The organism is Rhodococcus sp. I2R, assembly GCF_020889545.1.
Classification (GTDB): Bacteria; Actinomycetota; Actinomycetes; order Mycobacteriales; family Mycobacteriaceae; genus Rhodococcoides.
The window spans coordinates 70,825-94,680 of record NZ_JAHUTG010000013.1 but is presented as its reverse complement, the minus strand read 5'-3'; the positions used below and the strand labels follow the sequence as shown (position 1 = coordinate 94,680).

23 protein-coding genes are annotated in these 23,856 nt (G+C 64.5%); 17 read left to right on the top strand and 6 right to left on the bottom strand.

The annotated features are described in order from the left end of the window. Positions 1-181 precede the first annotated feature (181 nt). Positions 182-1,678, top strand: coding sequence for an aldehyde dehydrogenase family protein (locus KVY23_RS15390; RefSeq protein WP_230557331.1), 1,497 nt, complete (start codon positions 182-184; stop codon positions 1,676-1,678). 3 nt (positions 1,679-1,681) lie between these two features. Continuing rightward, the gene (locus KVY23_RS15385) at positions 1,682-2,656 is read left to right on the top strand and encodes an oxygenase MpaB family protein (protein WP_230557330.1); all 975 of its coding nucleotides are present in this window, start codon (positions 1,682-1,684) and stop codon (positions 2,654-2,656) included. On the opposite strand, the gene KVY23_RS15380 is transcribed toward KVY23_RS15385, so the two are convergent. Further along, entirely contained in the window at positions 2,606-3,667 is a 1,062-nt protein-coding gene (locus KVY23_RS15380) for an alpha/beta hydrolase (RefSeq protein WP_230557329.1), read from the bottom strand. The genes KVY23_RS15385 and KVY23_RS15380 overlap by 51 nt on opposite strands. A 100-nt stretch (positions 3,668-3,767) precedes the next feature. Between KVY23_RS15380 and KVY23_RS15375 the strand changes: the two genes are divergently transcribed. Both KVY23_RS15375 and KVY23_RS15370 read left to right on the top strand, forming a co-directional pair. Then, complete coding sequence (locus tag KVY23_RS15375; RefSeq protein WP_230557328.1) at positions 3,768-4,721, top strand: DUF808 domain-containing protein; 954 nt, start codon at positions 3,768-3,770, stop codon at positions 4,719-4,721. A gap of 406 nt (positions 4,722-5,127) precedes the next feature. After that, the gene (locus KVY23_RS15370) at positions 5,128-5,805 is read left to right on the top strand and encodes a serine protease (RefSeq protein WP_230557327.1); all 678 of its coding nucleotides are present in this window, start codon (positions 5,128-5,130) and stop codon (positions 5,803-5,805) included. Between the two features lie 18 nt (positions 5,806-5,823). Here KVY23_RS15370 and KVY23_RS15365 read toward each other — a convergent pair whose 3' ends face one another. After that, a complete protein-coding gene (locus tag KVY23_RS15365; RefSeq protein WP_230557326.1) occupies positions 5,824-6,651 on the bottom strand; it encodes an oxygenase MpaB family protein in 828 nt (275 codons plus the stop codon). Between the two features lie 87 nt (positions 6,652-6,738). Between KVY23_RS15365 and KVY23_RS15360 the strand changes: the two genes are divergently transcribed. Then, the gene (locus KVY23_RS15360; protein ID WP_230557325.1) at positions 6,739-7,353 is read left to right on the top strand and encodes a TetR/AcrR family transcriptional regulator; all 615 of its coding nucleotides are present in this window, start codon (positions 6,739-6,741) and stop codon (positions 7,351-7,353) included. Here the strand turns inward: KVY23_RS15360 and KVY23_RS15355 are convergent. The 4 genes from KVY23_RS15355 to KVY23_RS15340 are packed head-to-tail and all read right to left on the bottom strand — an operon-like array spanning position 7,341 to position 11,332. Next, positions 7,341-8,483, bottom strand: coding sequence for an acyl-CoA dehydrogenase family protein (locus KVY23_RS15355; protein WP_230557324.1), 1,143 nt, complete (start codon positions 8,481-8,483; stop codon positions 7,341-7,343). The genes KVY23_RS15360 and KVY23_RS15355 overlap by 13 nt on opposite strands. Positions 8,484-8,540: 57 nt before the next feature. Beyond that, positions 8,541-9,632: an NAD(P)-dependent alcohol dehydrogenase gene (locus tag KVY23_RS15350; RefSeq protein WP_230557361.1), complete on the bottom strand. Its 1,092-nt coding sequence runs from the start codon at positions 9,630-9,632 to the stop codon at positions 8,541-8,543. 2 nt (positions 9,633-9,634) lie between these two features. Next, on the bottom strand, positions 9,635-10,108 hold the full coding sequence (locus tag KVY23_RS15345; RefSeq protein ID WP_371829846.1) for a DUF4334 domain-containing protein: 474 nt from the start codon (positions 10,106-10,108) through the stop codon (positions 9,635-9,637). 18 nt (positions 10,109-10,126) lie between these two features. After that, a complete protein-coding gene (locus tag KVY23_RS15340; protein WP_230557323.1) occupies positions 10,127-11,332 on the bottom strand; it encodes a TetR/AcrR family transcriptional regulator in 1,206 nt (401 codons plus the stop codon). Positions 11,333-11,531: 199 nt separating this feature from the next. Between KVY23_RS15340 and KVY23_RS15335 the strand changes: the two genes are divergently transcribed. The 12 genes from KVY23_RS15335 to KVY23_RS15280 all read left to right on the top strand — a co-directional run bounded on the left by KVY23_RS15335 (position 11,532) and on the right by KVY23_RS15280 (position 23,680). Beyond that, positions 11,532-12,545 carry a nitronate monooxygenase family protein gene (locus KVY23_RS15335; RefSeq protein WP_206509004.1) on the top strand — a complete coding sequence of 338 codons (1,014 nt, stop codon included), beginning with the start codon at positions 11,532-11,534 and terminating at the stop codon, positions 12,543-12,545. Further along, entirely contained in the window at positions 12,542-13,339 is a 798-nt protein-coding gene (locus KVY23_RS15330) for an enoyl-CoA hydratase (protein WP_230557322.1), read from the top strand. The genes KVY23_RS15335 and KVY23_RS15330 overlap by 4 nt, the downstream gene beginning before the upstream one ends. A gap of 143 nt (positions 13,340-13,482) precedes the next feature. Continuing rightward, positions 13,483-15,093: a fatty-acid--CoA ligase FadD5 gene (gene fadD5 / locus KVY23_RS15325; protein WP_230557321.1), complete on the top strand. Its 1,611-nt coding sequence runs from the start codon at positions 13,483-13,485 to the stop codon at positions 15,091-15,093. 3 nt (positions 15,094-15,096) lie between these two features. Next, a complete protein-coding gene (locus KVY23_RS15320) occupies positions 15,097-15,906 on the top strand; it encodes an ABC transporter permease (RefSeq protein ID WP_230557320.1) in 810 nt (269 codons plus the stop codon). Then, complete coding sequence (locus KVY23_RS15315) at positions 15,906-16,754, top strand: ABC transporter permease (protein ID WP_230557319.1); 849 nt, start codon at positions 15,906-15,908, stop codon at positions 16,752-16,754. Before KVY23_RS15320 ends, KVY23_RS15315 begins: the two co-directional genes overlap by 1 nt. Then, on the top strand, positions 16,751-17,929 hold the full coding sequence (locus KVY23_RS15310) for an MCE family protein (protein WP_230557318.1): 1,179 nt from the start codon (positions 16,751-16,753) through the stop codon (positions 17,927-17,929). The genes KVY23_RS15315 and KVY23_RS15310 overlap by 4 nt, the downstream gene beginning before the upstream one ends. Then, positions 17,926-18,942, top strand: a complete 1,017-nt coding sequence (locus KVY23_RS15305) for an MCE family protein (RefSeq protein ID WP_230557317.1) — start codon at positions 17,926-17,928, stop codon at positions 18,940-18,942. Before KVY23_RS15310 ends, KVY23_RS15305 begins: the two co-directional genes overlap by 4 nt. After that, on the top strand, positions 18,939-19,916 hold the full coding sequence (locus KVY23_RS15300) for an MCE family protein (protein ID WP_230557316.1): 978 nt from the start codon (positions 18,939-18,941) through the stop codon (positions 19,914-19,916). The genes KVY23_RS15305 and KVY23_RS15300 overlap by 4 nt, the downstream gene beginning before the upstream one ends. After that, positions 19,913-20,977, top strand: coding sequence for an MCE family protein (locus KVY23_RS15295; protein ID WP_230557315.1), 1,065 nt, complete (start codon positions 19,913-19,915; stop codon positions 20,975-20,977). The genes KVY23_RS15300 and KVY23_RS15295 overlap by 4 nt, the downstream gene beginning before the upstream one ends. Then, complete coding sequence (locus KVY23_RS15290) at positions 20,974-21,999, top strand: MCE family protein (RefSeq protein ID WP_230557314.1); 1,026 nt, start codon at positions 20,974-20,976, stop codon at positions 21,997-21,999. Before KVY23_RS15295 ends, KVY23_RS15290 begins: the two co-directional genes overlap by 4 nt. Next, positions 21,996-23,213: an MlaD family protein gene (locus KVY23_RS15285; protein ID WP_230557313.1), complete on the top strand. Its 1,218-nt coding sequence runs from the start codon at positions 21,996-21,998 to the stop codon at positions 23,211-23,213. The genes KVY23_RS15290 and KVY23_RS15285 overlap by 4 nt, the downstream gene beginning before the upstream one ends. Continuing rightward, complete coding sequence (locus KVY23_RS15280; RefSeq protein WP_230557312.1) at positions 23,210-23,680, top strand: hypothetical protein; 471 nt, start codon at positions 23,210-23,212, stop codon at positions 23,678-23,680. The genes KVY23_RS15285 and KVY23_RS15280 overlap by 4 nt, the downstream gene beginning before the upstream one ends. The last annotated feature ends 176 nt before the right edge of the window (positions 23,681-23,856 follow it).

Below are 23,856 nucleotides of genomic sequence, written 5' to 3'. Positions count from 1 at the left end.
GATGCTCCTGTAGTCGAGGCGATCGCACCGGCCCTACGGCCCGTTGTCCGAGTCGGGATGTGAACGACTTGTCGAGCGGGCGCGCACCGCATAGTGTGAGCTGAACAACAGTAAATCACATCAAATATATGTGATGTGATTTGCGTGAGTGACCGAATTACCTCCAGCTGAAGGGCTGCCCATGACGGACCAGGTCGTACAGACGAAAGCTCGTACCTTCGACAGTCTCGACCCACGGACCGGCATGGCTCTCGCCAGCTATCCCGTCGCCGACGCCGACGAGGTCCGCGCCGCTGTCGAGCGCGCCCGTTCCGCGGCGCGATGGTGGGACAGCCAGGGCTTCACCGGACGCAAGCGGTGGCTTCTCGAATACAAGGCCGCAATCGCGAAGGACGCCCAGAGCCTCGCCGCAGTCATCGCTGCCGAGACAGGCAAACCCGACGAGGACTCGCTACTCGAGGTCATGTTGGGCGTCGAACACATCGATTGGGCCGCCCGCAACGCGAAAAAGATCCTCGAGCAGCGCAAGGTCTCCGCTGGCCTGATCAGCTTCAATCAGAGTGCCTACGTCGGCTACCGCCCGTTCGGGGTCGTCGGAGTGATCGGGCCGTGGAACTACCCGCTCTACACCCCGATGGGCTCGATCGCATACTCACTTGCCGCCGGAAACACCGTCGTGTTCAAGCCCAGCGAACTGACACCAGGTGTCGGTGTTTGGCTCGCGGACAAGTGGAACTCACTCGCTGCGGCGCATCCGGTGTTCCAGACCATCACCGGCGACGGATCGACCGGAGCCGCGCTGTGCAAGTCGGGCGTCGACAAGATCGCGTTCACCGGCTCGACTGCAACCGCCAAGAAGGTCATGGCCACCTGCGCGCAGCGCCTCACACCGCTGGTCGCCGAGTGCGGCGGCAAGGACGCCATGTTGGTCGACAAGGATGCCGACCTCGACGCGGCAGTCGAGTTCGCGACGTTCGGTGCGATGGGCAATGCCGGTCAGACGTGCGCGGGTGTGGAACGGATCTACGTTGCCGAGCCCGTCTACCAAGATTTCGTCGAAAAGCTCACCGCCGCGGTGTCGGCACTGAAGCCGGGCGGCGCCAAGACCTCCTCCTACGGACCGATGACGCTCGGAAAGCAGAGCGACATCGTGCGCGCGCAGATCGAGGACGCGTTGGCCAAGGGCGGACGGGCAGTGCTGGGCGGGCTGGATTCGCTGCACGGCCCGTACATCGACCCCGTCATCCTCACGGACGTGCCAGAGGATTCGACGGCGATCACCGAGGAAACATTCGGGCCGACCGTCGTGGTGAACAAGGTGCGCGATCTCGACGAGGGCATCGAGCGCGCGAACGCTTCGGTGTACGGCCTCGGTGCCTCGGTGTTCACCAAGGATCCAGGTGCGGGACGTCGCGCTGCAGAAAAGCTGGACTGCGGTGTGGTCACCGTCAATTCGGTGCTCGGTTTCGCCGGCATTCCCGCGCTCCCGTTCGGCGGCACCGGCGATTCGGGGTTCGGCCGCATCCACGGTGCTGACGGCCTTCGTGAGTTCAGCACCGTCAAATCGCTTGCAGTGCAGAAGTTTGCCGCACCCATGAATCTACTGACGATGCAGCGCAAGGCGCGCGACCTGAAGGTCTCGGCGTTGATGCTCAAGCTGCGACACGGAAGAAGCTGAGCGATGGCCAACGCAGTGGAATCGAAGCCCCGACGCGGCCGGTACGGGTGGGTTCGACGCATCGAAGAACTCGACACGGAGCGCGATTGTCACGCGATTCACCGCATCACCGCCGGGTTCGAGTTCCCGTGGGACTATCAGCGTGCGCTGGAGTTTGCGCTGTTCCGGACGTACTGCGTGCCAACCATTTCCACTCTGCTGGAGAAGACGGGCGAGTTCGCCAACCGGCCGCAGAAACGGTACGACGACACCGCACTGTTGATGGCGGAGATGCTCGAACACGGCTACGAGTCCGAGCGCGGGGTCGAGGCGCTACGCACCGTCAATCGCATGCATGCCAAGTACGACATCTCCAACGACGACATGCTGTACGTGCTCAGCACTTTCATCTACGAGCCCATCGACTGGATCGACAGGTACGGCTGGCGCCGGCTTCTCCCGAAGGAACGCCTCGCCGCGTTCCATTTCTATCGGCAGATCGGCATCCGAATGGGAATCAAGAACATACCGGAGTCCTATACCGAGCTCGCGAAGTTCAAGCTCGACTACGAGGAACTGACGTTCCACTACACCGAGGACAATCATCGGGTCGGCACGTACACGCTCGAACTGTTCTGCTCGTGGTTCCCAGAGGCAATGCACCCCGCCGTCCGGCGCGGGGTCTACGCACTGATGGACGACCGGATGGCACGTGCCTTCGGCTTTCCGACCGGATCGCCGACGGTCCAGCGCTTGGCCGAGATCGCACTGCGCGCCAAAGCCCGAGCGGTGCGGCTCATGCCGACGAGAAAGCGGTCCAAGAGCACCGACGACGGCAAGAACCGGACGTACCCGGGTTACCCCGCGAACTACCGTCCGCGAGATCTCGGCGCTCTCGCCGATCCGCCGCGATGCCCCTTCCCCACAGCCGGCTCCAGCAGCACCGATTCAGCTGAAGGTGTTCTCCGCCCACGTGCCGAGCGCACCGCGGAACTCTGAGGACAGCGGCAGCGGGAGGTAGAGATCGACACCCGTAGCAGGAAGCGGGCCGAGCTCACCGAGGGTGTGCGATGCGTTGGCAAACCGGGCGTATTCGACGTCCGTCCCTGCCAACGCATCGTGCAGTCCGTCGATCTGATCGCAGGAGACGTTGAGGTCTTTCTCTGAGCAAGTCAGCAGAACGTCGGTCGACGGGGCCAGGGTGGCTGCGATCGAGGTGGGTTCGACGGCGTCGATCTCGGTGAGGAACGTGGCGTTGATCGGATTGATGCCGAGCGGGGCCAGCGTGGGATCTTCCGGATACGGCAGTGGCTGGCCGGCTCGCAGCGCCTCGATGCTCACCGCGAGCCGCGCTCGCTCCGAACTCGCGGCCTCGGGCGTCATCTGACCGCCGGCGACCGCACGATCGAAAGCCGCGTTGAGCTGCAGCGACATCAAGTCCAAGTACCTCAGTGCCGGCGGTGCGAGCAATCCGACGGGTCCGAAGTCCACACCACGGTCCTTCAACGACAGCGTCGTCAACGATCCTTCACTGTGGCCGAGGACCGCGAGATCCTCCGACGCCACCCCGGTGCGTTCCCGCAGCACGTTCAGCGCAGCCTCGGCCGTGTCGACCTGGTCGGTGTAGCCGAGCGAATCTGCGGGATCGAGGCCGGCCATGCCGGTGCGGCCGCTGCCGAACTTGTCGTACCGCAGCGTGGCGACGCCGCGTTCGGCGAGGACATCAGCGGTATAGGCCAGTGTGTTCGGGGTAATGCCGTCCTGATTGCCGTTCCGGTCGGTCGGCCCGCTGCCGGGGAGCAGCAGTGCGGCGCCGCGAACCTCACCGACGGGCGCGCGGAAGCTTCCGTAGTACGTCACATCTCCCGAGGTGAACTCCACCTCGGAATCGAGGGCAGCGTCGGGAGACCACGGAACGTTGATCGGCGCGGCCTGCGCAGCGGCAGCGGATCCCCCGATCAGCAGCAGCGAGGCGGACAGCGCGGCAATTACTCGTCTCGTCAGCAACACGGGAGGATGGTAACAGCCTTCTTGGTCTGGTTTCGGGTGGCGAGCGGCGCGGTATCTTGAGTTCTGGTCATGGCGACCGGACCGATCTCAGGAGGACTCCATGGCGGGTGGACTTGTCGCTCTTCTCGACGACGTTGCCGCGCTTGCGCGTTTGGCGGCGGCCTCGATCGACGACGTCGGTGCGGCAACGAGCAAGGCGACGGCGAAAGCTGCCGGTGTGGTCATCGACGACGCCGCGGTGACGCCGCAGTACGTCCGGGGCCTCGCCGCCGAGCGTGAGCTCCCGATCATCAAGCGCATCGCGATCGGGTCACTGCGCAACAAACTCATCATCATCCTCCCCATCGCGCTGCTGCTCAGCCAGTTCCTCCCGTGGCTGCTGACGCCGATTCTGATGCTCGGAGGCTGCTACCTCGCCTACGAGGCGGTGCACAAGATCTGGGGCGCGGTCTTCGGCCACGGTGCTCACCACGAGGCCGCCGAGGACGTACCGAAGGACGAGGACACAGTCGTCTCCGGCGCTGTGCGCACCGATCTGATCCTGTCCGCCGAGATCATGGTCATCGCCCTCGACACCATCGCCGGCGAGGGCTTCTGGAGTCGGCTGATCATTCTCGCGGTGGTCGCGGTGGTCATTACCATCGTCGTCTACGGCGTCGTCGCACTGATCGTGAAGATGGACGACATCGGGTTGCAGTTGGCAGATACCAGGTCCGGTGTCGTCGAGAAGTTCGGCCGCGGACTCGTCAAGGCGATGCCGAAGGTGATGTCGGTGCTCAGCGTCGTCGGCACGGCTGCGATGTTGTGGGTCGGTGGCCACATCCTCCTCGTCGGTATCGACGAGTTGGGTTTCCACCCCATCTACGACGTGGTCCATCACGGCGAGGAACTCGTCGGGGACGTCGCCGGCATCGGTGGTGTGCTCGCGTGGATCGTGAACACTCTCGCGTCGGCTCTGCTCGGCCTGATCGTCGGCGCCATCATCGTCGCGGCGCAGCTCGGCGTTTCGAGGCTGCTGAAGAAGCGAAAGCGGAGCACTAAGGCGTCGTCGTAGGTCGATAGTTCCCAATACTCTCTCCGGTCGTTTCCTACCGCATCTAACTTGTACGGCGGATCTTCTCGATCCCGACGTCTAGTGAAAACGCCTCGACAAGAGTAGAACTGAGAGAAACGTCGGGGACGTCGTACTCACACCGGAGAACACTATGAAATCTCGTGTGGTGTCACTGCTATCGCTACCCGTGCTTGCCATTGCGCTTGTGTCGGGTTGCTCCAGTTCTGATTCGACTACGGAATCCGAAAGTGGTGACGCCGCGCCCGCGGCAGCTACGGACGCCTCGGGAGCCGTCAGCGACAACAAGGTGATCGACGACTCGATCGTGTTTCTTCAGATCGAAACCTCGGGATACGTCCAGTACCCGACGACGGACGGTGGCCTCGAGTGGTCCGACGAGTGGACAGTGACTTCGGGTTGCACGGGATGGTTCGCCGGGTCCGAGGGAGAAATCGTCACCGCCGGACATTGCGTCGACCCAGAGGAGGCGCGAAAGCGAATAATTCAGGAGTTCCTCGACTACGAAGGCGCAATAGACCTGGCCAATGATGCCATCTCGAACTGGAAAGTCGAAGGGTTCGACGCGGGCGCGCCGCTGGACGTCGTCCTGACAATCAAGCAGCCGAGCATCGAAGGCCAAGTTATCAACGATTGGATGCCCGTTCAATTGGTGGATCTGATCAAATCCCAAGACGGCGATCTGGCGCTTCTCCGCGCAAACGGCGTCAATGGTGATACTCCTGCTCTCAGAGTTGCAAGCGAGCAAGCGGAAAGTGGCGATCCGGTAACCGCGATAGGGTTCCCGTCGAGCGTCAGCGCTGTTTCGAACGAAATGGTAATTCCGAATCCATCGTTCAAGACAGGAACAGTGTCATCGAGGCAGATATCCGAGCGGGGCGTCGCAGGTCTCGAGGTGAACGCTGACATCAGCGGTGGCATGTCGGGCGGACCGACAGTCAATGCAAACGGCGAAGTAATCGGGGTCAACTCCTTCACGATCAGCGGTGAAGAGCAGGCCTTCAACTTCATCACCGATACGCGCGATCTGAATCGCTTTCTTCAGCAGAACGGCGTGGGCAACTGACCCGCGCACCGAACTTGCCTAAACCAGGCTGCGTCCCTGCACCATTCGGGTCCGCACGTCCCAGAGCAGAATATTGAACGGCATCTGGCGCAGCACGGTCGGTGTCACTCGATTGGCCATTGCGAGCGCCCGGACGAGTCGGTCGAATCGCCGCTGCTTGACCGGATCCCAGGGCAGTTCCATCTCGTCGCGGAACCGCTCGGGGAGAAAGCCCGTGGTGACGAAGCGCATGAACGGTCCGATGAGCGGATGCAGGACATGGGGTTTGACGAACGTCGCCGACGCGATCCCGTACAGGTACTTCCTGATGGTCGGGTCGATGTGCACCTCGTCGAGCGCTGCGTTCCAGTAGTTTTCGAATGCGAGGCGGTTCGACGGCCACTTCTCGCGTGGCATCTGCAGCGTCGAGCCCAGCACATGGCAGCGTTGGTACATCTCGTCGAGGAAGTCCGCGTCGGGTTCGCCGTAGAGGGCATAGTAGACATCTTCGAAGCCGCGGTACAGGCAGGCCGCGACCCACAGCTGTAGGTCGGGGTCGAACGCGTTGTATTTCACCGGGCTGTCCGCCGTCGACTTGACCGCAGTGTGAGATCTGTTGGTGGCCTTCCGGTACGCGGCTTTGACATCCTCGGCACCCATGCCCGCGACGGCCAGGTAGGACAGCGTCGTGCGGGTTCGCTTGACCGGGTGACGGTTGATCTGCCCGGTCTCGACGGTGCTCTCGTAGACGCCGTAGCCGACGGCGGGGTGGGCGAGCTGCATGATGACGTTTGCCCCGCCGGCGAGCAGCCCGAACCCTGACATGGATTTGCGCAGTAGTTCGTTGTCTTCCGTGTGGGCGGTCATCGCCACTTCCTTCGAATTCGGCCATCTGAGTACATGCGTGTGCAGATGACGCTAGGCGCGCGGGTAGAACGATGTCAAGATGTCTCCATGGATCCATCCCCTCGGACATACGGCGGAGTGGACGGCTCGGCACGTGTCGCCGAACGCCGCCGCACCCTCGTCGAGGCCGGCCTCGACCTGCTCGGCACCAGCGAACCCGAGCTGAGCGTGCGAGGCGTGTGCCGCCTTGCAGGCGTCGCATCGCGGTACTTCTACGAGAGCTTCGCCGACAAGAATGCACTGGTGGAAGCGGTGTACGACCACGTGATCGGTGAGATCACCACAACCACCCTCGCCGCACTCGCGGCCTCCGGCGATTCGGCGAGCGAACGCGTCCGTACCGCCGTCGCCGCCGTCGTCGAAGCAGTTGCCGAGGACCCACGCCGCGGACGGCTTCTGTTCGCGGCCACGGTGTCGGATGACGCGCTCGCCGCCAAACGCGCCGAGTCGACCCGCATGTTCGCCGGCTTGCTCGCCGCCCAAGCCAGTGAGTTCTACGGCACCGAAGCCGACACGCACCTCGATCTGACGGCCCACTTCATCGTCGGTGGTCTCGCGCAGGTACTGACGGCCTGGCTCAACGGCTATCTCGATCTCGACCAGAATGCGGTCGTCGAGCACTGCTCCGAACTGTTATTGGTGGCCGGCGGTCACAATCCGTAGGTCTTGCCGATGATGTCACGCTGAATCTCGTTGGTGCCGCCGTAGATCGAAGACACCAGCGTGGTGCGGACGTGCTTCTCCATGTCGAACTCGGTCGCGTAGCCGTAGCCACCCATCATCTGCATGCCCTCGAGTGCAACCTTCTTGGCGGTCTCGGTGAGCTTGAGTTTCGCCATCGACGCCTCCCGCGGGAAGAACTTGGCCGGGTTCTCGTCCACGAGGCGGGCGAGGTGGTAAACGAGCAGTCGACCGCATTCGATCTCCGTCGCGAGATCGGCGACACGGTGCCGAAGTGCCTGAAACGTCCCGACCGGGCGTCCGAATTGCTTTCGCTGCGTGATGAACTGGAGCGTGTCTTCGAATGCTCGCTGCGCGGTGCCGAGCATCATGGCCGCCAGGATCAGCCGCTCGATGTTCAGGCCGGTCATCAGTTGTCCCCAACCCTGGCCTTCCACGCCGATCACGGCATCCTCGGGAAGGAGGCAGTCGGTGAAATAGAGATCGTTGACTTCCTTGCCACCCATCGTGTCGATACCAACAATGGACAGGCCCGGGGCGTCGGCGGGCACGTCGAACATCGTCAGTCCCTCGTGCTTGCCTTCACCTCTCCCTGTCCGGGCAACGAGGAGGATGCGGTCGGCGAAATGCGCGTTGGAGCACCACGTCTTCTGACCGTTGATCAACCAACCGCCGGCAGTCTTCTCGGCGCGGCAGCTGAGGTTACCGACGTCGGATCCGGCCTCGGGCTCGGACATCGAGATCGAATAGCTCCTACCCTCGACGATGCCCCCGAGTACCGATTCCTTCTGGGCCTGGGTACCGAACTTGGCGTACGCCGCTCCGGTGATCAGCGTCGGTCCGATTCCGCCGATCGGCGCCATGCCCTTGGCTGCTTCCTCGAGGAGGATGCACATGTCGACTGCCCCGCCGTCGGCGCCGCCGAACTCCTCGGCAATGGTCGATCCGAGCCAGCCGAGTTCGGCCATCTTCTCGTAAAGCGCCTGGTTGTGGGTGTGGGTACCGTGTTCGGTGAGGGCATCGCGTTGTTCGCGCGTGCCTGCCTCACGCTTGCAGAACGCGGCGACAGCCTCGGCGAACGAACGCTGTTCCTGGGTGAAATCGATACTCATCGAAATTCTCTCCTGATCAATGGGGTGAGGGGCCGGACGGCCATGCGCGAGAGCGCGTCACGTCCACAGCAGGACCGGCTTGACCGTGTCCCCGCGGCGATTGTCTTCGAGCGCAACGTTGATGTCCGCGAACGGATACCGCGTGACAAGACGGTCGATGGGGAAGGCTCCAGCAGCGTACATGCGAAGCAGTTCGGGCACGAATGTCGCGGGCACGCAGTCGCCTTCCAAGCAGCCTCGAATGGTCTTGCCTTTCAACACGATATCGAGAAGGTCGAGATCCAGTCGCCCCTTGCCGAGGGCCACGGTGACCAATGCTCCGCCGATTCCCAGGGCGTCGAACGCCTGCGCGATCACGGCGGAGTTGCCGGTGGTGTCCAGCGCGTGACTGGCCCCGCCCTTCGTCGTCTCTCGTACCGCCACGAGCACGTCGTCACTGCCAGGATCCACGACGTGGTGGGCGCCCAGCTCCGAGGCCAATGCGCGACGAATCGGTGACGGTTCGACCACGACAACGGTTCCCACGTCGACTGCTACGGCGGCCAGCAGGGCAGCCATTCCTACTCCGCCGACACCGTAGACGACGATGCTGTCCTGCGGTCCCGGACGCAGAGCGTTGAGTACTGCACCGGCTCCGGTCTGGATGCTGCAGCCGAGCGGGGCGGCAGTCTCGAGGTCGATATCGGCGTCGATCACGACTGTGTTGTCCTCGGTGGCGACAGCGTAGCGAGCGAAACTGGACTGACCGAAGAATCCGTCCCGCATCCGAGCCCCGTCGAGACTCACGCGTCTGGTCCCGTCCGCGCGTGCCCCGAACTGATTCAGCGCCGGGCCGTTCTGGCAGTACGCAGGCCTGGACTTGGCACAGTTGGCGCAGGCACCGCAGTGCCGGAAGGTCAGAATCACATGGTCACCCGGCCGAACCCTCGTCACCTCTGATCCGACGCGTTCGACGATGCCGGCGCCCTCGTGGCCGACCAGCACGGGCCGATCCACTGCGCCAGCTCCTCGCGCGACGAGATCGGTGTGACAAATACCGGTGGCGACGAGTCGGACAAGGATTTCGTCGGCCCGCGGCTCCTCGACGTCGACTTGCTCGACGGTGAACGGCTCGCGTGGATCACGCGAGACAAGCGCATCGGTACGCACCATCAGCACAGTTCCAGCGCGAAGTAGAAGAACTCGCCGCGTGATTGGACCAGTTCCGGTTTGCCGTTCATGATGCCCATCAATGACTTCGAGTCGATCCTCTTGAAGTGATCGAAAACGGCCTTGCCGTCGTAGACCATCGTGGCGGTGACCTCGCCGCGGAACTCGATGTTCCACAGTGAGGCTTCACCTTGACCCAACTCGATATTCGAGAACAGCGTTCCGTCCTCGGCCCGGCAGATCAGCGGCTTGGCATCGGTGATCGAGCGAAAGTCCTTGCCGTACCAGTTGCTTGCCGGCAGGGCCCGGCACAGTCCATGGCCCGTCGCAAACGCACTGCCCTTGTACGAGCCGAGAATATCCTCCGCCCGGACCGTGTCGAGGCGAGACCAAAGCTGATCCAGCTCGGTAGTCTCCACGCCGGACTCCATCGCGAGTAGCTCGCGAAACCGTTCTGGTGCTGCAGTGTCTGACATGTGTACTCCTAGAGTCGTTTATCCCAGTAGGACGGTGGTCATCAGGTGCTGGACCCTGCGGATCGTGCTCGGACTGCGATCGAAGCGAACGACGCGTCCGACGTCGAAGACCAATCCGAGGGCGGCGTGAACCAGGAAACGTGCCCCGACGCCGGTGAGTTCGGGCCGTGCCTCACGCACCAGATGTGCCCACTCCTCGACATTGAGTCGCTGCACGTTGCGGAGCGTGGTTCGCTGATCGGCCGGTACGTTGCCGATCTCGGCAAAGTAGACTGCGAGCAATTCGCTTCTTTCGAAGGATAATTCGGTGTAGAGACGCGCGAGGGCTTCGATGGCTTGGACCGAGGATTCGGACTCCGCGAGCGCGTCGCCGAGTGCAACTGTCAGCCGCTCGTTGGCTCGCTGGAACGCTGCCGCCAGCAACTCCGCCTTGCTCGGGAAGTGCCGGTACACGCTGGAAGCGTTGATCCCGGCCGCAGCGCCGATCTCCTCGATACTCACCTCGTGGTACCCGCGAGCGTAGAACAGCGCAATAGCCTGGTGTAGCAGTACTTCACGCTTGGACACCGGCGCACGACGGGGCGCCTCGGTCACCGCGGTTGTCGGCGAATCCGGCGGCAGGTCCGCTCGGAGAATCGACCAGGCAGCGCTGGACATCAACGCTTCGATCTGCTTTGCGGACAACGCTGATCGGTGCGCCGTGATACTGGCGATCACGCTGATCGCCGCCGTCGAGAGCATCGCTGTATCTGTTTCGGACAGTTCCGGGCGGAGCCGGTGCAACGGTCTGCGGACACGCTCACCGAGTTCGAAGACCGCGTCTCGGAGCGCGATTTTGTCGTCGCCGATCAGGTAGCGCCCCTCCCATCGGTACAGACCGCCCGTCCGACGGTTGTCGATCGTGGTGCGGATGATGGCGAGGACGACGGCGTCCAGCGTCGACTCCGGATCGGACTCCGTCGTCAGTGCCGGATCGGTCGCAGCCATCAAAGTGTCGGCGAGACGCATGACCGCGTGCGTGAACAGGGCGTACTTGGTCGGGAAGTGCCGGTAGAGCGCGGGCCCAGAGATTCCAACGACTGCCGCGATGTCATCGACACCGACCGCGTGGTACCCCCGCTCACTGAATGCCTCGGCAGCGGCACTCAGAATCTGGGCCTTGCGGTTTTTCGGTCGCCGACGACGAGGTGGTGCGTCGTTGCCAGCTGCCGCCGTGTCAGTCATTGCCGTCCTCGATGCTTGTGGAAATTTCCATCATATTAGCCGTAGCTCGCACCTTGTGTTGACATTGAGGATATTGCTCCACCCTTGACAGGCAGCCGAATCCCAATGTTAAGTTAGCGGCAATTCGCCTAATTGAGCTTGAGGTGGCGCCATCTGACGCCCGGCAGGCCAACGATCCGATCGGAAGTGTCGCCAAGAGATGTTGCACACCTCGTTCACCCGCATGTTCGAAGTCGACCACCCCATCGTGCAAGGCGGCATGATGTGGGTCGGTCGCGCCGAGCTCGTGGCAGCCGTCGCCAACGCAGGGGCCCTGGGCTTCATCACCGCCCTGACCCAACCGACCCCACAGGCTCTGATCGAGGAGATCGCGCGCTGCAGGAAGCTGACGGATCGCCCGTTCGGCGTGAACTTGACGATCCTGCCCTCGATCGACCCGCCGCCGTATGCCCAATACCGCCAGGCCATCATCGATTCGGGCATCAAGATCGTCGAAACCGCCGGATCCAACCCCGTCGAACATCTTCCGTACTTCAAAGATGCCGGGATCAAGGTCATCCACAAATGCACCAGCGTCCGGCATGCGGTCAAAGCCGAACTCACCGGCGTCGACGCCGTCAGTATCGACGGGTTCGAGTGCGCAGGTCATCCGGGTGAGGACGACGTGCCGAACCTTGTCCTCATCCCCGCGACCACGTCGCGGTTGCGCATTCCGGTCATCGCCTCCGGCGGGATCGCCGACGCCCGCGGCCTCGTCGCCGCGCTCGCGCTCGGGGCCGATGCGGTCAACATGGGTACCCGGTTCATGTGCACCGTCGAGTCCCCGGTCTCCCACGCGGTCAAGGAAGCCATCGTCGCTGGCAGCGAGAAGGACACGACACTGATCTTCCGCTCACTCGGCAACACCGCACGGGTCGCCAAGAACGCGGTCAGCGCCGAGGTGGTGGCCAAGGAAAGCCTCGGATGTGAGTTCACGGACATTGCCCATCTGGTCAAGGGCGCCCGTGGACGCAAGGTTTTCGAGGACGGCGACATGGACGCCGGGATATGGACCGTCGGCCAGAGTCAGGGACTCATCGACGACATTCCGACGGTGCAGGAGCTGGTCTCACGCATGATCTCCGGAGCCGAATCTATTGTCACCGAACGCCTGTCGCCGCTTCTCGACGGGCAGGCCGCCCACTGTTCGCCAACCACGGTGGGAGCACGATGACCACGGGCGTCGGCACCGACGTGGCCGCCGGCATTGCGAGAATTCGCATCGACAGGCCGGCCCGGATGAATGCGTTGGACGGTCCCGCCGCGAACGCGTTGACCGAGGCGCTGACCGGTCTCGCCGACCGGCCCGACGTGCGTGTCGTCGTGATCACCGGAACCGGTAGCGCCTTCAGCACCGGTGCCGATATCACCGAGTTGTCCTCGGCCGCTCCTGCCTCCCCGGAGGAATCGACAGCGAACGCGACCGAGACGATGCGCACGGGGAATGCTCTGATCCGCGCCGTCATCGAACTACCCGTGCCGGTCATCGCCCAGGTCAACGGCATCGCGGCGGGTGTCGGCGCCTCTCTTGCACTGGCATCGGACCTGGTGTACGCGGCCGAGGAAGCAGTCTTCCTGCTTGCGTTCACGAACGTGGGGTTGATGCCCGACGGCGGTAGTAGCCTGCTGGTGCCCGCGGCGATCGGCCGTGCACGCGCCAACGCGATGACACTGCTGGCCGAACCGATGAGCGCCACCGACGCCGCCCGATCCGGACTGATCAACGAGGTTCTGCCCGCTGCGGACCTCGAAGAACGGGTGCAGAAGATCGCTCGAAAGCTCGCACGCGGCCCACGCCGAGCACTGGAACTGACCAAACGCGCGATGACCGCCTCGACGCTGGCGCTGCTCGAGGACGCACTCTGCCGCGAAGCCGCGGGACAGATCGAACTGCTGACCTCGCCCAATTTCCGCGAGGGTATCGCGGCAGTGCTCGAGCGGAGAAGACCGGAGTTTGCACGCGAATAGCGACAAACTTATCCACGTTGTCACATGCGCAGATGAACTTGGCAAACCGTAATCAGCCGTTGCCATTCTGGCTTCGGATCGGACGCGGCGATTGTAAGCTGGCTCACACTTGTCCCCGCCCGCAGACAGACAGGAACCCCACGATGGCAGCCCACTCGGACCTCGAAACCCCATCCCCCGAAACCGCATCCCCCGAAACCGCAGCCCCCGACGTCAACGAACCAGAGCGATCGACGCGAAACAACTGGAACAACCAGGTGCGACGCCACGCGTTGATGCAGCCCGACGCTCTCGCGCTTCGCTTCGAGGGCGCTTCCATCACGTGGAGCCAGCTTTCCGATCGAGTAGACCGTTTCGCGGGTGTCCTGAGCCGTCGAGGGGTCGGCTTCGGAGACCGCGTACTCATCCTGATGCTCAACCGACCCGAGTACCTGGAAGCGGTGCTCGCAATCAACGCACTCGGCGCCCTTGCCGTACCGGTCAACTTCAGAATGACGCCCCCGGAGGTCTCCTTTCTCGCCGAGAACAGCGGCGCCGCCCTGATGGTGACGGACGAGACGCTGGCCCCGTTGGCGGGAGCCGTTGCCGATCGGACCGATTCACTCTACGAGATCATCACTGTCGGCGAGACCTACGAGGCCCTGCTGGCCGAATCCACACCGGCGTCACCCGTGGACGTCCCCGACAGCGCACCCGCACTCATCATGTACACCTCGGGGACGACCGGTAGGCCGAAGGGGGCAGTGCTCACGCACTCCAACATGGCAGCCCAGTCACTGACGTGCATCCGTGCGCTGCAGATGCGCGGCGTCGACGAGATCGGCTTCTGCGCATCGCCGATGTTTCACATCGCGGCCCTCGGCAGTCTCGCACCCAACCTGCAACTCGGCATACCGACCGTGGTGTACCCGGTGGGCGCATTCGACCCGGCAGCGCTGCTCGACGTGCTCGAAGCCGAGGGCGTGACCACCCTGTTTCTCGTCCCGGTCCAGTGGCAGGCCATGTGCGCCGAGCAGTCCCGCCATCCACGAAAGTTGCGATTGCGAGTCATCTCCTGGGGCGCGGCACCGGCGTCGGACACGGTCCTCGAAGCCATGGCGGAGACGTTCCCGGACGCCCTGAACGTCGCCGTATTCGGTCAAACCGAAATGTCGCCCATCACGTGCGTTCTCGACGGCGAGGATGCTCTCCGCAAGCTGGGTTCGGTCGGACGAGTCATCCCGACGATCGCCGCACGGATCGTCGACGACGAGATGAACGACGTCGCTCAGGGCGAGATCGGCGAAATCGTCTACCGGGGGCCGACATTGATGGAGGGGTACTGGCAGGACCCCTCGGCGACGGCGGACGCCTTCGCCGGCGGCTGGTTCCACTCCGGTGACCTCGTGCGGCAGGACGAGGAGGGTTTCGTCTTCGTCGTCGACCGCAAGAAGGACATGATCATTTCCGGCGGCGAGAACATCTACTGCGCTGAGGTCGAGAACGTCCTGTTCGGACACCCGCGCATCCTCGAAGCCGCCGTCATCGGACGCCTCGACGACAGGTGGGGAGAAGTCCCCGTCGCTGTCGTCGCTCTCCACGACAGCGAAAGCGCTGATCTGACGCTGGAGGAACTCACCACCTGGCTCGGCGAACGTCTGGCGCGATACAAGCACCCCAAGGAACTCGTCGTGGTCGATGCGCTCCCTCGAAACGCAAGCGGCAAGGTCGTCAAAGTTGCTCTGCGCAAAACATATTCGCCGACACCCGCCTAGCAGGTGAACGTCGAACTGCCCGTGGCGAAGGGCCCTGGACGCGACCTCGCGAATCAGGTCGGAGGGCTCATCGCGTTCTCGGTGACGGCACTCACGCGTACCGTGCTCACCCTCGCACGCAGGAGACTGTCCCTGGCAGAGACAGTTCTGCAGGCACTGTTCATCGCGCGCGTCTGCACGGTGCCGACACTGCTGCTGATGCTTCCCATCGGCGTGCTCATCGCGGTGTCGGTCGGCTCGCTCGCCGGAAGGCTCGGCGCCGGTGCCTATTCCGGCGCCGTGGTGGCGTTCGTGGTGGTCGGGCAGGCAGCCGCACTCGTGTGCGCCCTGATGATGGCGGGCGTGGCGGGCTCGGCCATCTGCGCCGATCTGGGCTCGCGCACCATTCGCGAGGAGATCGCCGCGATGCAGGTGATGGGCCTCGACGTCATCGACAGGCTCGTCGTGCCGCGGTTGATCGCATCGATGTTCGTCGCCGTCGCGGTCTGCGCCATGGTGACGGTCGTCGGAGTCGGTGCGTGCTTCTTCTACCAGGTGTTCGTCGCCGACCAGTCCGCCGGCGCCTTCCTCACCACGTTCAGCGAGTACGGACGGGTTTCCGATTTCACGATGGCGATGGTGAAATCGGTGTGCTTCGCCGTGACCTCGACGCTCATCGCCTCCTACAAGGGGCTCAACGCCAAGGGCGGACCCAGCGGCGTCGCCGATGCCGTCAACGAGGCAGTCGTATTGGCGTTCGTGATGGTGTTCGTGGTCAACACTGTGCTGTCCCAGTTGTATGCAGTCGTGGTCCCCGCAGTGGGGACGTACTGATGGTCTCGGACAACCTTCATCGTCTGCGGCATCGAAGCCGAAGAGCGACGGGCATATTCACCGAGTTCGGCCGTCACGTGACGTTCTACGCCGAGACGGTCGCAGCCATTCCCTTCACTATCCGAAGATACTCCAAACACATCGCACACCACATCGGCGAAGTCAGCTTCGGGTACGCATCCCTGCTGGCGGGCGGCGGCACCATCGGCATAGTCTTCGCCATGTCCGCCGTCGCAGCGATGATGGTGGGCGTCGAAACCTATCGCGGCCTGGACCTGATCGGCCTGACATCGCTGTCCGGGCTGCTGTCCGCCATCGTGAACACCCGTGAACTGGCACCGGTCATCGCCAGCATTGCCCTCGCGGCCAAGGTCGGTACCGGTTTCACCGCACAACTCGGCGCGATGCGCATCTCCGACGAGATCGATGCGCTGGATTCGATGGCGGTGCGGTCGATTCCGTTCCTCGCCACCACCCGATTGATCGCCGCCGTCGTCTGCATCATCCCCATCTACCTCGTGGGGCTCATCGCCGCGTTCGTCGCCACGCGGTTGGTCGTGGTGAACTTCGGCGGCAGCTCCGCGGGAACCTACGACTACTACTTCCACCTTGCCCTGACACCCGGGGATCTCGTCTACTCGATGACCAAGGCAGTGGTCTTCGCCATCGTCGTCGCACTCGTGCACTGCTGCTACGGCTTTCACGCCTCGGGTGGCCCCGAGGGCGTGGGCCGCGCGGCCGGGCGTGCACTGCGCACCAGCATCCTCGCGATCGGTATCACCGACGTCTTCCTCACCTTCGCGCTGTGGGGCATCGTTCCGACCGTGCCCGGGCTCGGTGTGTCGTGACCGCCGCCCGCTCGACGACGCCACCGCGTCGCCTCGGTCCGAGCCCGAGCATGCTCGCCGCCCGTGGTCTCGCCGCAATGATCCTGCTGGTGGCAACCGCCGCCGCCAGCGTCGTCTACGGCAGCGGCGCGCTGGACGAGGACCCCGTGGTCTTCGCCGACGTACCCGCCTCGGCCGGTCTGCTCGTCGGCGAGATCGGTGTGGCACATCGGGGAGTGCAGATCGGTACGGTCGCCGGAATCGACAGCGGCGTAGAGATCTCACGGGTGACGATGCGCATCGACGCCGACGAGATCGACCGCGTTCCGGCCTCGGCCCTCGTGCGCATAGTTCCGCGAACGTTGTTCGGTGACGTCTACATTCAACTGATTCCCGATCCCGGCGCACCTACCTCGATACCCGGTGCATCCGCGTCGCTCGAGGCCGGTGATCGGCTTGCCGTCGACAGTTCCGAGGAAGCGATTCAACTCGGCGAGGTCTACCGAAAGGTGACCGACCTCCTGCACCGGCTCGAACCCGCCGAGCTCCAAACCGCGCTGACCGCGATCAGCACCGCCCTGCGCGGCCGGGGTGAGGACATCGGCGCCACCATCGACCGCCTCTCGTCGACAACCGCCCTGCTCGAACCACACCTCGATGCCGCGATCTCACGCCTTCCCGAGATACGCCAGGTGACAGAAGCTTTCGACGCTGCCACACCGGACGTCATCGCCACCCTCGATGCTGCTACGTCCCTGTCGCAGATGGCGCTCGACCGTTCCGGCGGAGTCGAAGCACTGTTGACCAGCGCCGCCGTGCTGGCTTCCTCCGCCGATGACATCGCGTCAGAAAACCGTGCCCACACCGTCGCTGTGATCCGGCGCGGCGCACCGGCATTGGACACCGTCGCCGGCAACGCCTCTGGTCTGGCAACCGCGCTCGATCGGTTCGCACCCTTCGGCGCCGCAGGTACGCGGATCTTCGCCAGCGGGCGCTTCGACATCACCGCCGTACCCGACTTCTCCGAGCCCCTCCCCTACACAGCGGCCGATTGCCCGCAGTATCCCGGTCTGGACGGGCCCAACTGCGCGCTCGCGGAAGTGCAGGAGGCAGCGGGGGCACCTGGCCCGCTGAACCCCGCGAGCACCATGCTGCTCGCACCGATTCTGCGCGGCACCGAGGTGGCGATCCGATGACCTCGCTACGCCGCCCCCTCACACAGCTCGCCGCGTTCGCGGTGGCCGGAGCGATCTCGGCCGTTCTCGTGGTCAATACGCTCAGCGTTCCCGTCCAAGGCACAACGGTGAGCCACACTGCCGAGTTCACCGGGGTCGAGGGTCTCCGAAGCGGCAACGACGTGACGCTCGCCGGGGTTCGGATCGGCCGAGTCGACGACGTCGAATTCAGCACTGCCGGATCGACAAGTACTGCCGTCGTGGGATTCTCCGTGCAGTCGGCGGTGCCGATACCCGCCAACGTCACGGCCGAGATCCGATACGGCGACATGCTCGGTGCCCGCTATCTTGCGCTGGTCTCCCCGATCGAGCCGTCGGGCACGCTCGGTGCGGACAGCATGATCGGACTCGATCGAACCACCCCACCGGTCGATCTGACCGCGCTGGTCAACGGCTTCAAACCACTGTTCGACGCCATCGAGCCGGAACAGGTCGAGACGTTGGCGCGGTCCATCGTCGACGCGTTCAGCGGGGAGGCAGCCACCATCGACTCGCTTCTCGCCCATGTGGCCACCGTGACGAGGGGGCTCGCCGACAACGACCGGATCATTTCCGATCTGATCGCCGACCTCGACGCGGTACTGCAGACGATGACGGCACACGGCGATGACATCTCGCGCCTCATCACGGGACTGACGGAGATGAGTCAGGTCGTCGCCGACCGGAATGCCTCGGTGATCACCGTCCTCGACGACGGCGCAGGCGCTGTCGCTGCGCTGACCACGCTGATGACCGGCACGGCCGAACCACTGGATGTGACAGTGGATCGCGTCAACGAGATGACGGATGCGTGGACCGCGAACACCACGCAGTTCGAGCGCACGATGACGCTGCTGCCAACCCTTGCGCGGTCCATCAATCATCTCGGCGACTACGGAAGCTGGCTCAACTTGTACACCTGCAATTTCACGGTGAAGGCGGGCGATCAGGAAGTGAACATCTTCGGGGACAGCTACACGGAGATCTGCCGATGACCACGGCGAGGCTCGGTGTGGTCGGCATAGCGCTGATCGGTGCACTCTTGTTGGCAGCACTGGCCGTTCCGCAAGGCTGGTACCTGGTACGGACAGGGGCGTACAGCGCAGAGTTCGCCAATGCCGGCGGACTCACCGCGGCCGACCCCGTGTACGTGGCGGGAGTTCCGGCCGGACGCGTCGACAGCGTGGAACTGGCTGCCGGCCGCGTCGAAGTGCACTTCCGCCTCGACGATCGACAGTCCCTCGGCGACCGCACCAGGGCCGCCGTCAAGCTTCGCACCGTGCTCGGCAAGAGATACCTCGAGATCACCCCTGCTGGCAGTGGCCCGGTCGGGCCGGATCGGACCATTCCGATCGATCGCACCTCGGTGCCGTACTCCCTCGACGAGATAGCTGGAAAGGCAAGCACAACGGCAGCCGAACTCGACGTACCCGCCCTCGAAGAGATGGTGAGCACGCTGCGCGAGACGGTACCCACCGACCGGACCGTCGTGACCGACGCGCTTGCCGGGGTCACCGCAGCATCGTCGATGTTGGCACGCAACGACGAACAGATCGCGAGCCTACTCGAGACCACGAAAGCACTGTCGACGACCATTGCCGCCGAGAGCGAGTCCATCGCGGTTCTCGTCGGCAACGCCGAGCTCGTGCTCGGCACTCTCGCCGACCGCCGAACTGCGCTCGGTTCTCTCGTGACCGACCTGCGAACTCTGATCACCTCGGCTTCGGCGTTCCTCGGCGACAACGTCGCCGAGCTCGATCACCTGCTGACGAACATGCGCTCGGTGACCGACACCCTCGATCGCAACGGCCGCAACATCGACGAGTTGCTGACCACACTGCCGGCGGGCATTCGCGCTGTCACCGACGCCACCGGAAACGGCAGCTGGGTCGATGTCTCCGCGCCGGCAGGCCCCCTGCCCGACAACCTGCTGTGCGCGATCGGTGTCCAACAGGGGTGCGGCCGATGAAGACGCTCGCGCTCACCGCCGTCCTTGCCGTCGTCTCCGCGGGCGCGTGGTTCGTCTTTTTCGCCACCGACGATGCACGCACTGTCACAGCAGACTTCGCCTACATCAACGGCATCTACCCCGGCAGTCCGGTGCACGTGCTGGGCGTCCCCGTCGGCACCGTCGAGACCGTCACACCGCAGGGTCCGTCCGTACGCGTAACCATGTCGGTCTCCGCCGATGTGGACATCCCCGCCGACGCGGAGGCGTTCGTGATGAACCCCTCCGTCATCAGTGACCGGTTCGTCGAGCTCGGACCCGCGTACGACGGCGGCCCGACGCTGGGCGAGGACGTCATTCCGGTCTCACGCAGCCACGCTCCGATCAATTGGGATCAACTGCTCGACAGCGTGAACACCATCGCCGGCGCCCTCGGTCCGGAGCAGGCGAATGTGGGCGGCGCAGTGGACGTCCTGGCCGAGGGCACGAGGGGTCTCGGCCCAGACATTAACGACGCGATCCTCGCCGTGTCCTCGGCAACGGCCGTCGTCGGCGGCAACAGCGAGCAGATCGGCATGCTCATCGAGAACGTGGATCGACTGATCAGCGCGGTCGCGGCACGTGAAGGCGCGGTGGCGTCGATGACGAACTCCTTGGCCGATCTGGGCGAGGAGATCCGTCGGCAGGATCTCGAGATCGGCGAACCCATTGCGGCACTGCGGGACATGTTCGACCGACTCGATCAACTGCTCGCGGACCGCGGGGACGACATCCGCGCGGTGCTGCAGAATGCCAGCGCACTGACGGGGCAGCTCGCGGCGAACGAGGCACAGTTCGCCGAGCTGGTCGACACCGTGCCGCTGATGCTGCAGAACATCGGAAACACCATCGGCGAGGACCGCCGCGCCCGGATCAGGCTGAACGTCTCGACCGATCTGAACCAGTTCGCTACCGCGGTCCCACTGTGCCGCGATCTCGCACTGCCCATCTGCACCGGGGCCGGCATCACCAATCCGATACCGGTCCCGCTCAGCACCTCCGATCCTCTCGGCCTCGCACAGTTGATGGAAGGCGGCCGATGATGCGCGCACTGCTCCTGTTCGGCGTGTGTCTACTACTGTCCGGCTGCAGTGTGGGTTTGGGACAACTTCCCATCGGGCGCACAGCCGACGGCGACGACTACGTCGTCACCGCACACTTCGTCCGCGCGGATCGAATCCGACCGGGTACCGAGGTACGAATGGGTCAACAACTCCTCGGACGCGTCCACGACCTCTCCACCGACGGACGTTCAGCCCAGGTACGACTGAGCCTGTCCCAGTCGATCGAGCTGCCCGCCACCGTCACCGCGGCAATCGAACTTCCCTCCGCGCTGGGCGAGCCGTATGTGAAACTCTCCGCCCCGTCACCGATACCAACCGACGCAATACTGGCTGACGGCGACGTCATCGAGGACACGGAGATCGGGCCCGAACTCGAATCCTCGCTCGCTGCCCTCGGCCTGGTGCTCAACGGCAGCGGATTCGATCAACTCGAGTCGATCATGACCGAGATGAACGCGGCCTTCGGTGGCCGCGGTCCCGACATCCGCGAACTGCTTCTACGCACCGACCGCATCATGGCCGCCGCGGCCGCCCATCGCGCGGACGTCGACCGCGTACTCACCGCTGCAGGCTCGGTGTCCCGCGCGCTCGCAGACAACCGCGAGCGACTGAACGAGGGCCTCACAGTCGCCGCGCCGACGATGGAACTACTGGTCCGACAACGCGACCACATCGCTTCCCTCGTCGAGCGCAGCGCCTCGCTCGCCGCCACCGCAGAGGACGTTTTCGCGGGCCACGAGGATCAACTGGTCAGCGGTGTCGACCAACTCACGCAAATCATCGAATCGATCCGAGGATTCAACGAGTCGGTTACCCCGGCTCTGGACAACATGAACGGGTTCATCGACGGGTTCACCGGCGCTGTCCATGGTGACTACCTCGTCTTCGACGGAGCTCTCGATCTGCCCGAGACGATCGCCGAGCTCATGACCGGCGGCCGTCTCGCGGACGTGCCGTCCACGCTGCAGCAGCAGCAGCTACCCACGGGGGCCGGAGAATGAGACGACCCGTCCTGATTCAGTTGTCGCTGTTCGTCATCACAGCGGTGGTCGCGGCGATCGTCGGAGTCGGCTACGTGCTGGGCCCGGGTACGCAGATCTTCGGCGGCTCGCTCACACTGACTGCGCAGATGGACGACGCGGTGAACCTTGCCGTCGGCTCGGGCGTCACCTACCGCGGCGTCGCCGTCGGTTCCGTCACCGATATCTCGATCTCCGAGACGGCCCTCGGAGCCGACCTTCACCTCACCCTCGACCCGGGCACACTGGTACCCGTCGGATCCGTGGCGAGAGTGACCAACAACAACGCCCTCGGCATCCAGACACTCGACATCATGCCCACGACCGCCGACGGCCCGTACCTGACCGACGGAGACCGACTCGACGTGCCGTCCGATCTGCAGCCACGCAGCCTCGACGAGCTCCTCCTACAGGCCTCGACTCTCACGGAGTCCATCGACCCCGACTCCGTCGCCGAGCTCTCGAAGACGATGTCCAGCGCGCTGGCCGGTACCGGTGACGCACTGGCGGGGCTCATCGATGACGCCGAAACACTCTCCCGCATGCTCGACGCACACGCCCCCGCACTCACGAACATCGTCGAAACGGGCACCCCCATGCTCGACGCCTTCGCCGCGCGATCGGACTCCATTCCGGGGTCGGCGAGTGCGGCGCGCGAGATCACCCAACAGCTGCTCGCGCAGGAACCCTCGCTGATCCACCTGGTGGACCGCTCCCCCGACGCGCTCGCACGCACGAGTGCCCTACTCGACGACACCCGCGGGACCGTCGGGGCGCTGATGACCAACATGGTGTCCGTCAGCAGTGTCCTCGGCGATCGCACACCGGCCCTGTCGGCGCTTCTCGTGGCGCTACCCGACACCCTCGGGGAGTTGACCTCGATTGTCGACGGGGACCGCGGCAACTTCACTCTGGTCGGCACTCAGGGGCCGGTGTGCTGGTACGACACCACACGCCGAAGCGTCGGCGACGAGTCGCCGCGCGAGCCGAACCTGAACCTCTACTGCCCACCCGGGCCCGATCTCGAGCAGCGCGGTGCACAGAACGCCCCGCGCCCGAACGAGCTGGGCCGCTCGGGCGCGAGCGAGCCGGGGAACGTGACCGGACCGCCGATGGCCGAGGATCCGCTGCTGATCCCGACCGCAGTGGAGGCGCTCGACTACTGGACGACACTGTTGGAAGGAGTACAGGGATGACGCGTAGACGAGGCGCCGTCGCCGCGGCTGCAATTCTGGTCGCGGCTGCGCTGGCCTGGCTGGGAGTGTCCTACGCCGAGCACCGCGAACTCGACCGGCTCAGGGTCTCGGCGCTGGAATCGGCGACCACCTACACGGAAGGTCTCGCCACCTACGACTTCGACGACCCGGACGCCAATCTCGACCGTGTGACGTCGACGTCGACCGAGGAATTCGCCGGGACGTACCGCGAGGTATCGGCGAGCCTGCAGGACTTGCTGACCAGCGGGCAGGGACAGGCGACCGGGCACGTCACCGCCGCCGGAATAGTCGAGCTCGACGACAGCAATGCCGTCGTCGCGGTGTTCCTCGACCAGCAGGTCCGCAACCTCACCGTGCCCGACGGACGCACCGACTCCTCGCGAATGCTGATCGGCCTCGCCCGCGTCGACGACCGGTGGTTGCTCGACTCCGCGGAACCGAAATGACAGGTGCGCGGGCATGGTCTCACCTCGCCGGAGCACGCCCAACTCCTGGTCGGGGCGCACCCCGAATCGCGCAGGACGTAGCCTGGCGTGGAAGGATCGGTGGCCGGGGTCGAATGACACCCGTGTCGTTCGAAAAGATTGTCCGAGCCACCGTGCACGATGCAAGAGGGTCGAAG

What these genes read in the sequence shown, in the direction of transcription:
- KVY23_RS15390 (WP_230557331.1), top strand. Translation starts at nt 182, where the DNA reads ATGACGGACCAGGTCGTACAGACGAAAGCTCGTACCTTCGACAGTCTC.
- KVY23_RS15385 (WP_230557330.1), top strand. Translation starts at nt 1,682, where the DNA reads ATGGCCAACGCAGTGGAATCGAAGCCCCGACGCGGCCGGTACGGGTGG.
- KVY23_RS15375 (WP_230557328.1), top strand. Translation starts at nt 3,768, where the DNA reads ATGGCGGGTGGACTTGTCGCTCTTCTCGACGACGTTGCCGCGCTTGCG.
- KVY23_RS15365 (WP_230557326.1), bottom strand. Translation starts at nt 6,651, where the DNA reads ATGACCGCCCACACGGAAGACAACGAACTACTGCGCAAATCCATGTCA.
- KVY23_RS15360 (WP_230557325.1), top strand. Translation starts at nt 6,739, where the DNA reads ATGGATCCATCCCCTCGGACATACGGCGGAGTGGACGGCTCGGCACGT.
- KVY23_RS15355 (WP_230557324.1), bottom strand. Translation starts at nt 8,483, where the DNA reads ATGAGTATCGATTTCACCCAGGAACAGCGTTCGTTCGCCGAGGCTGTC.
- KVY23_RS15345 (WP_371829846.1), bottom strand. Translation starts at nt 10,108, where the DNA reads ATGTCAGACACTGCAGCACCAGAACGGTTTCGCGAGCTACTCGCGATG.
- KVY23_RS15340 (WP_230557323.1), bottom strand. Translation starts at nt 11,332, where the DNA reads ATGACTGACACGGCGGCAGCTGGCAACGACGCACCACCTCGTCGTCGG.
- KVY23_RS15335 (WP_206509004.1), top strand. Translation starts at nt 11,532, where the DNA reads ATGTTGCACACCTCGTTCACCCGCATGTTCGAAGTCGACCACCCCATC.
- KVY23_RS15330 (WP_230557322.1), top strand. Translation starts at nt 12,542, where the DNA reads ATGACCACGGGCGTCGGCACCGACGTGGCCGCCGGCATTGCGAGAATT.
- fadD5 (WP_230557321.1), top strand. Translation starts at nt 13,483, where the DNA reads ATGGCAGCCCACTCGGACCTCGAAACCCCATCCCCCGAAACCGCATCC.
- KVY23_RS15315 (WP_230557319.1), top strand. Translation starts at nt 15,906, where the DNA reads ATGGTCTCGGACAACCTTCATCGTCTGCGGCATCGAAGCCGAAGAGCG.
- KVY23_RS15305 (WP_230557317.1), top strand. Translation starts at nt 17,926, where the DNA reads ATGACCTCGCTACGCCGCCCCCTCACACAGCTCGCCGCGTTCGCGGTG.
- KVY23_RS15300 (WP_230557316.1), top strand. Translation starts at nt 18,939, where the DNA reads ATGACCACGGCGAGGCTCGGTGTGGTCGGCATAGCGCTGATCGGTGCA.
- KVY23_RS15295 (WP_230557315.1), top strand. Translation starts at nt 19,913, where the DNA reads ATGAAGACGCTCGCGCTCACCGCCGTCCTTGCCGTCGTCTCCGCGGGC.
- KVY23_RS15290 (WP_230557314.1), top strand. Translation starts at nt 20,974, where the DNA reads ATGATGCGCGCACTGCTCCTGTTCGGCGTGTGTCTACTACTGTCCGGC.
- KVY23_RS15285 (WP_230557313.1), top strand. Translation starts at nt 21,996, where the DNA reads ATGAGACGACCCGTCCTGATTCAGTTGTCGCTGTTCGTCATCACAGCG.
- KVY23_RS15280 (WP_230557312.1), top strand. Translation starts at nt 23,210, where the DNA reads ATGACGCGTAGACGAGGCGCCGTCGCCGCGGCTGCAATTCTGGTCGCG.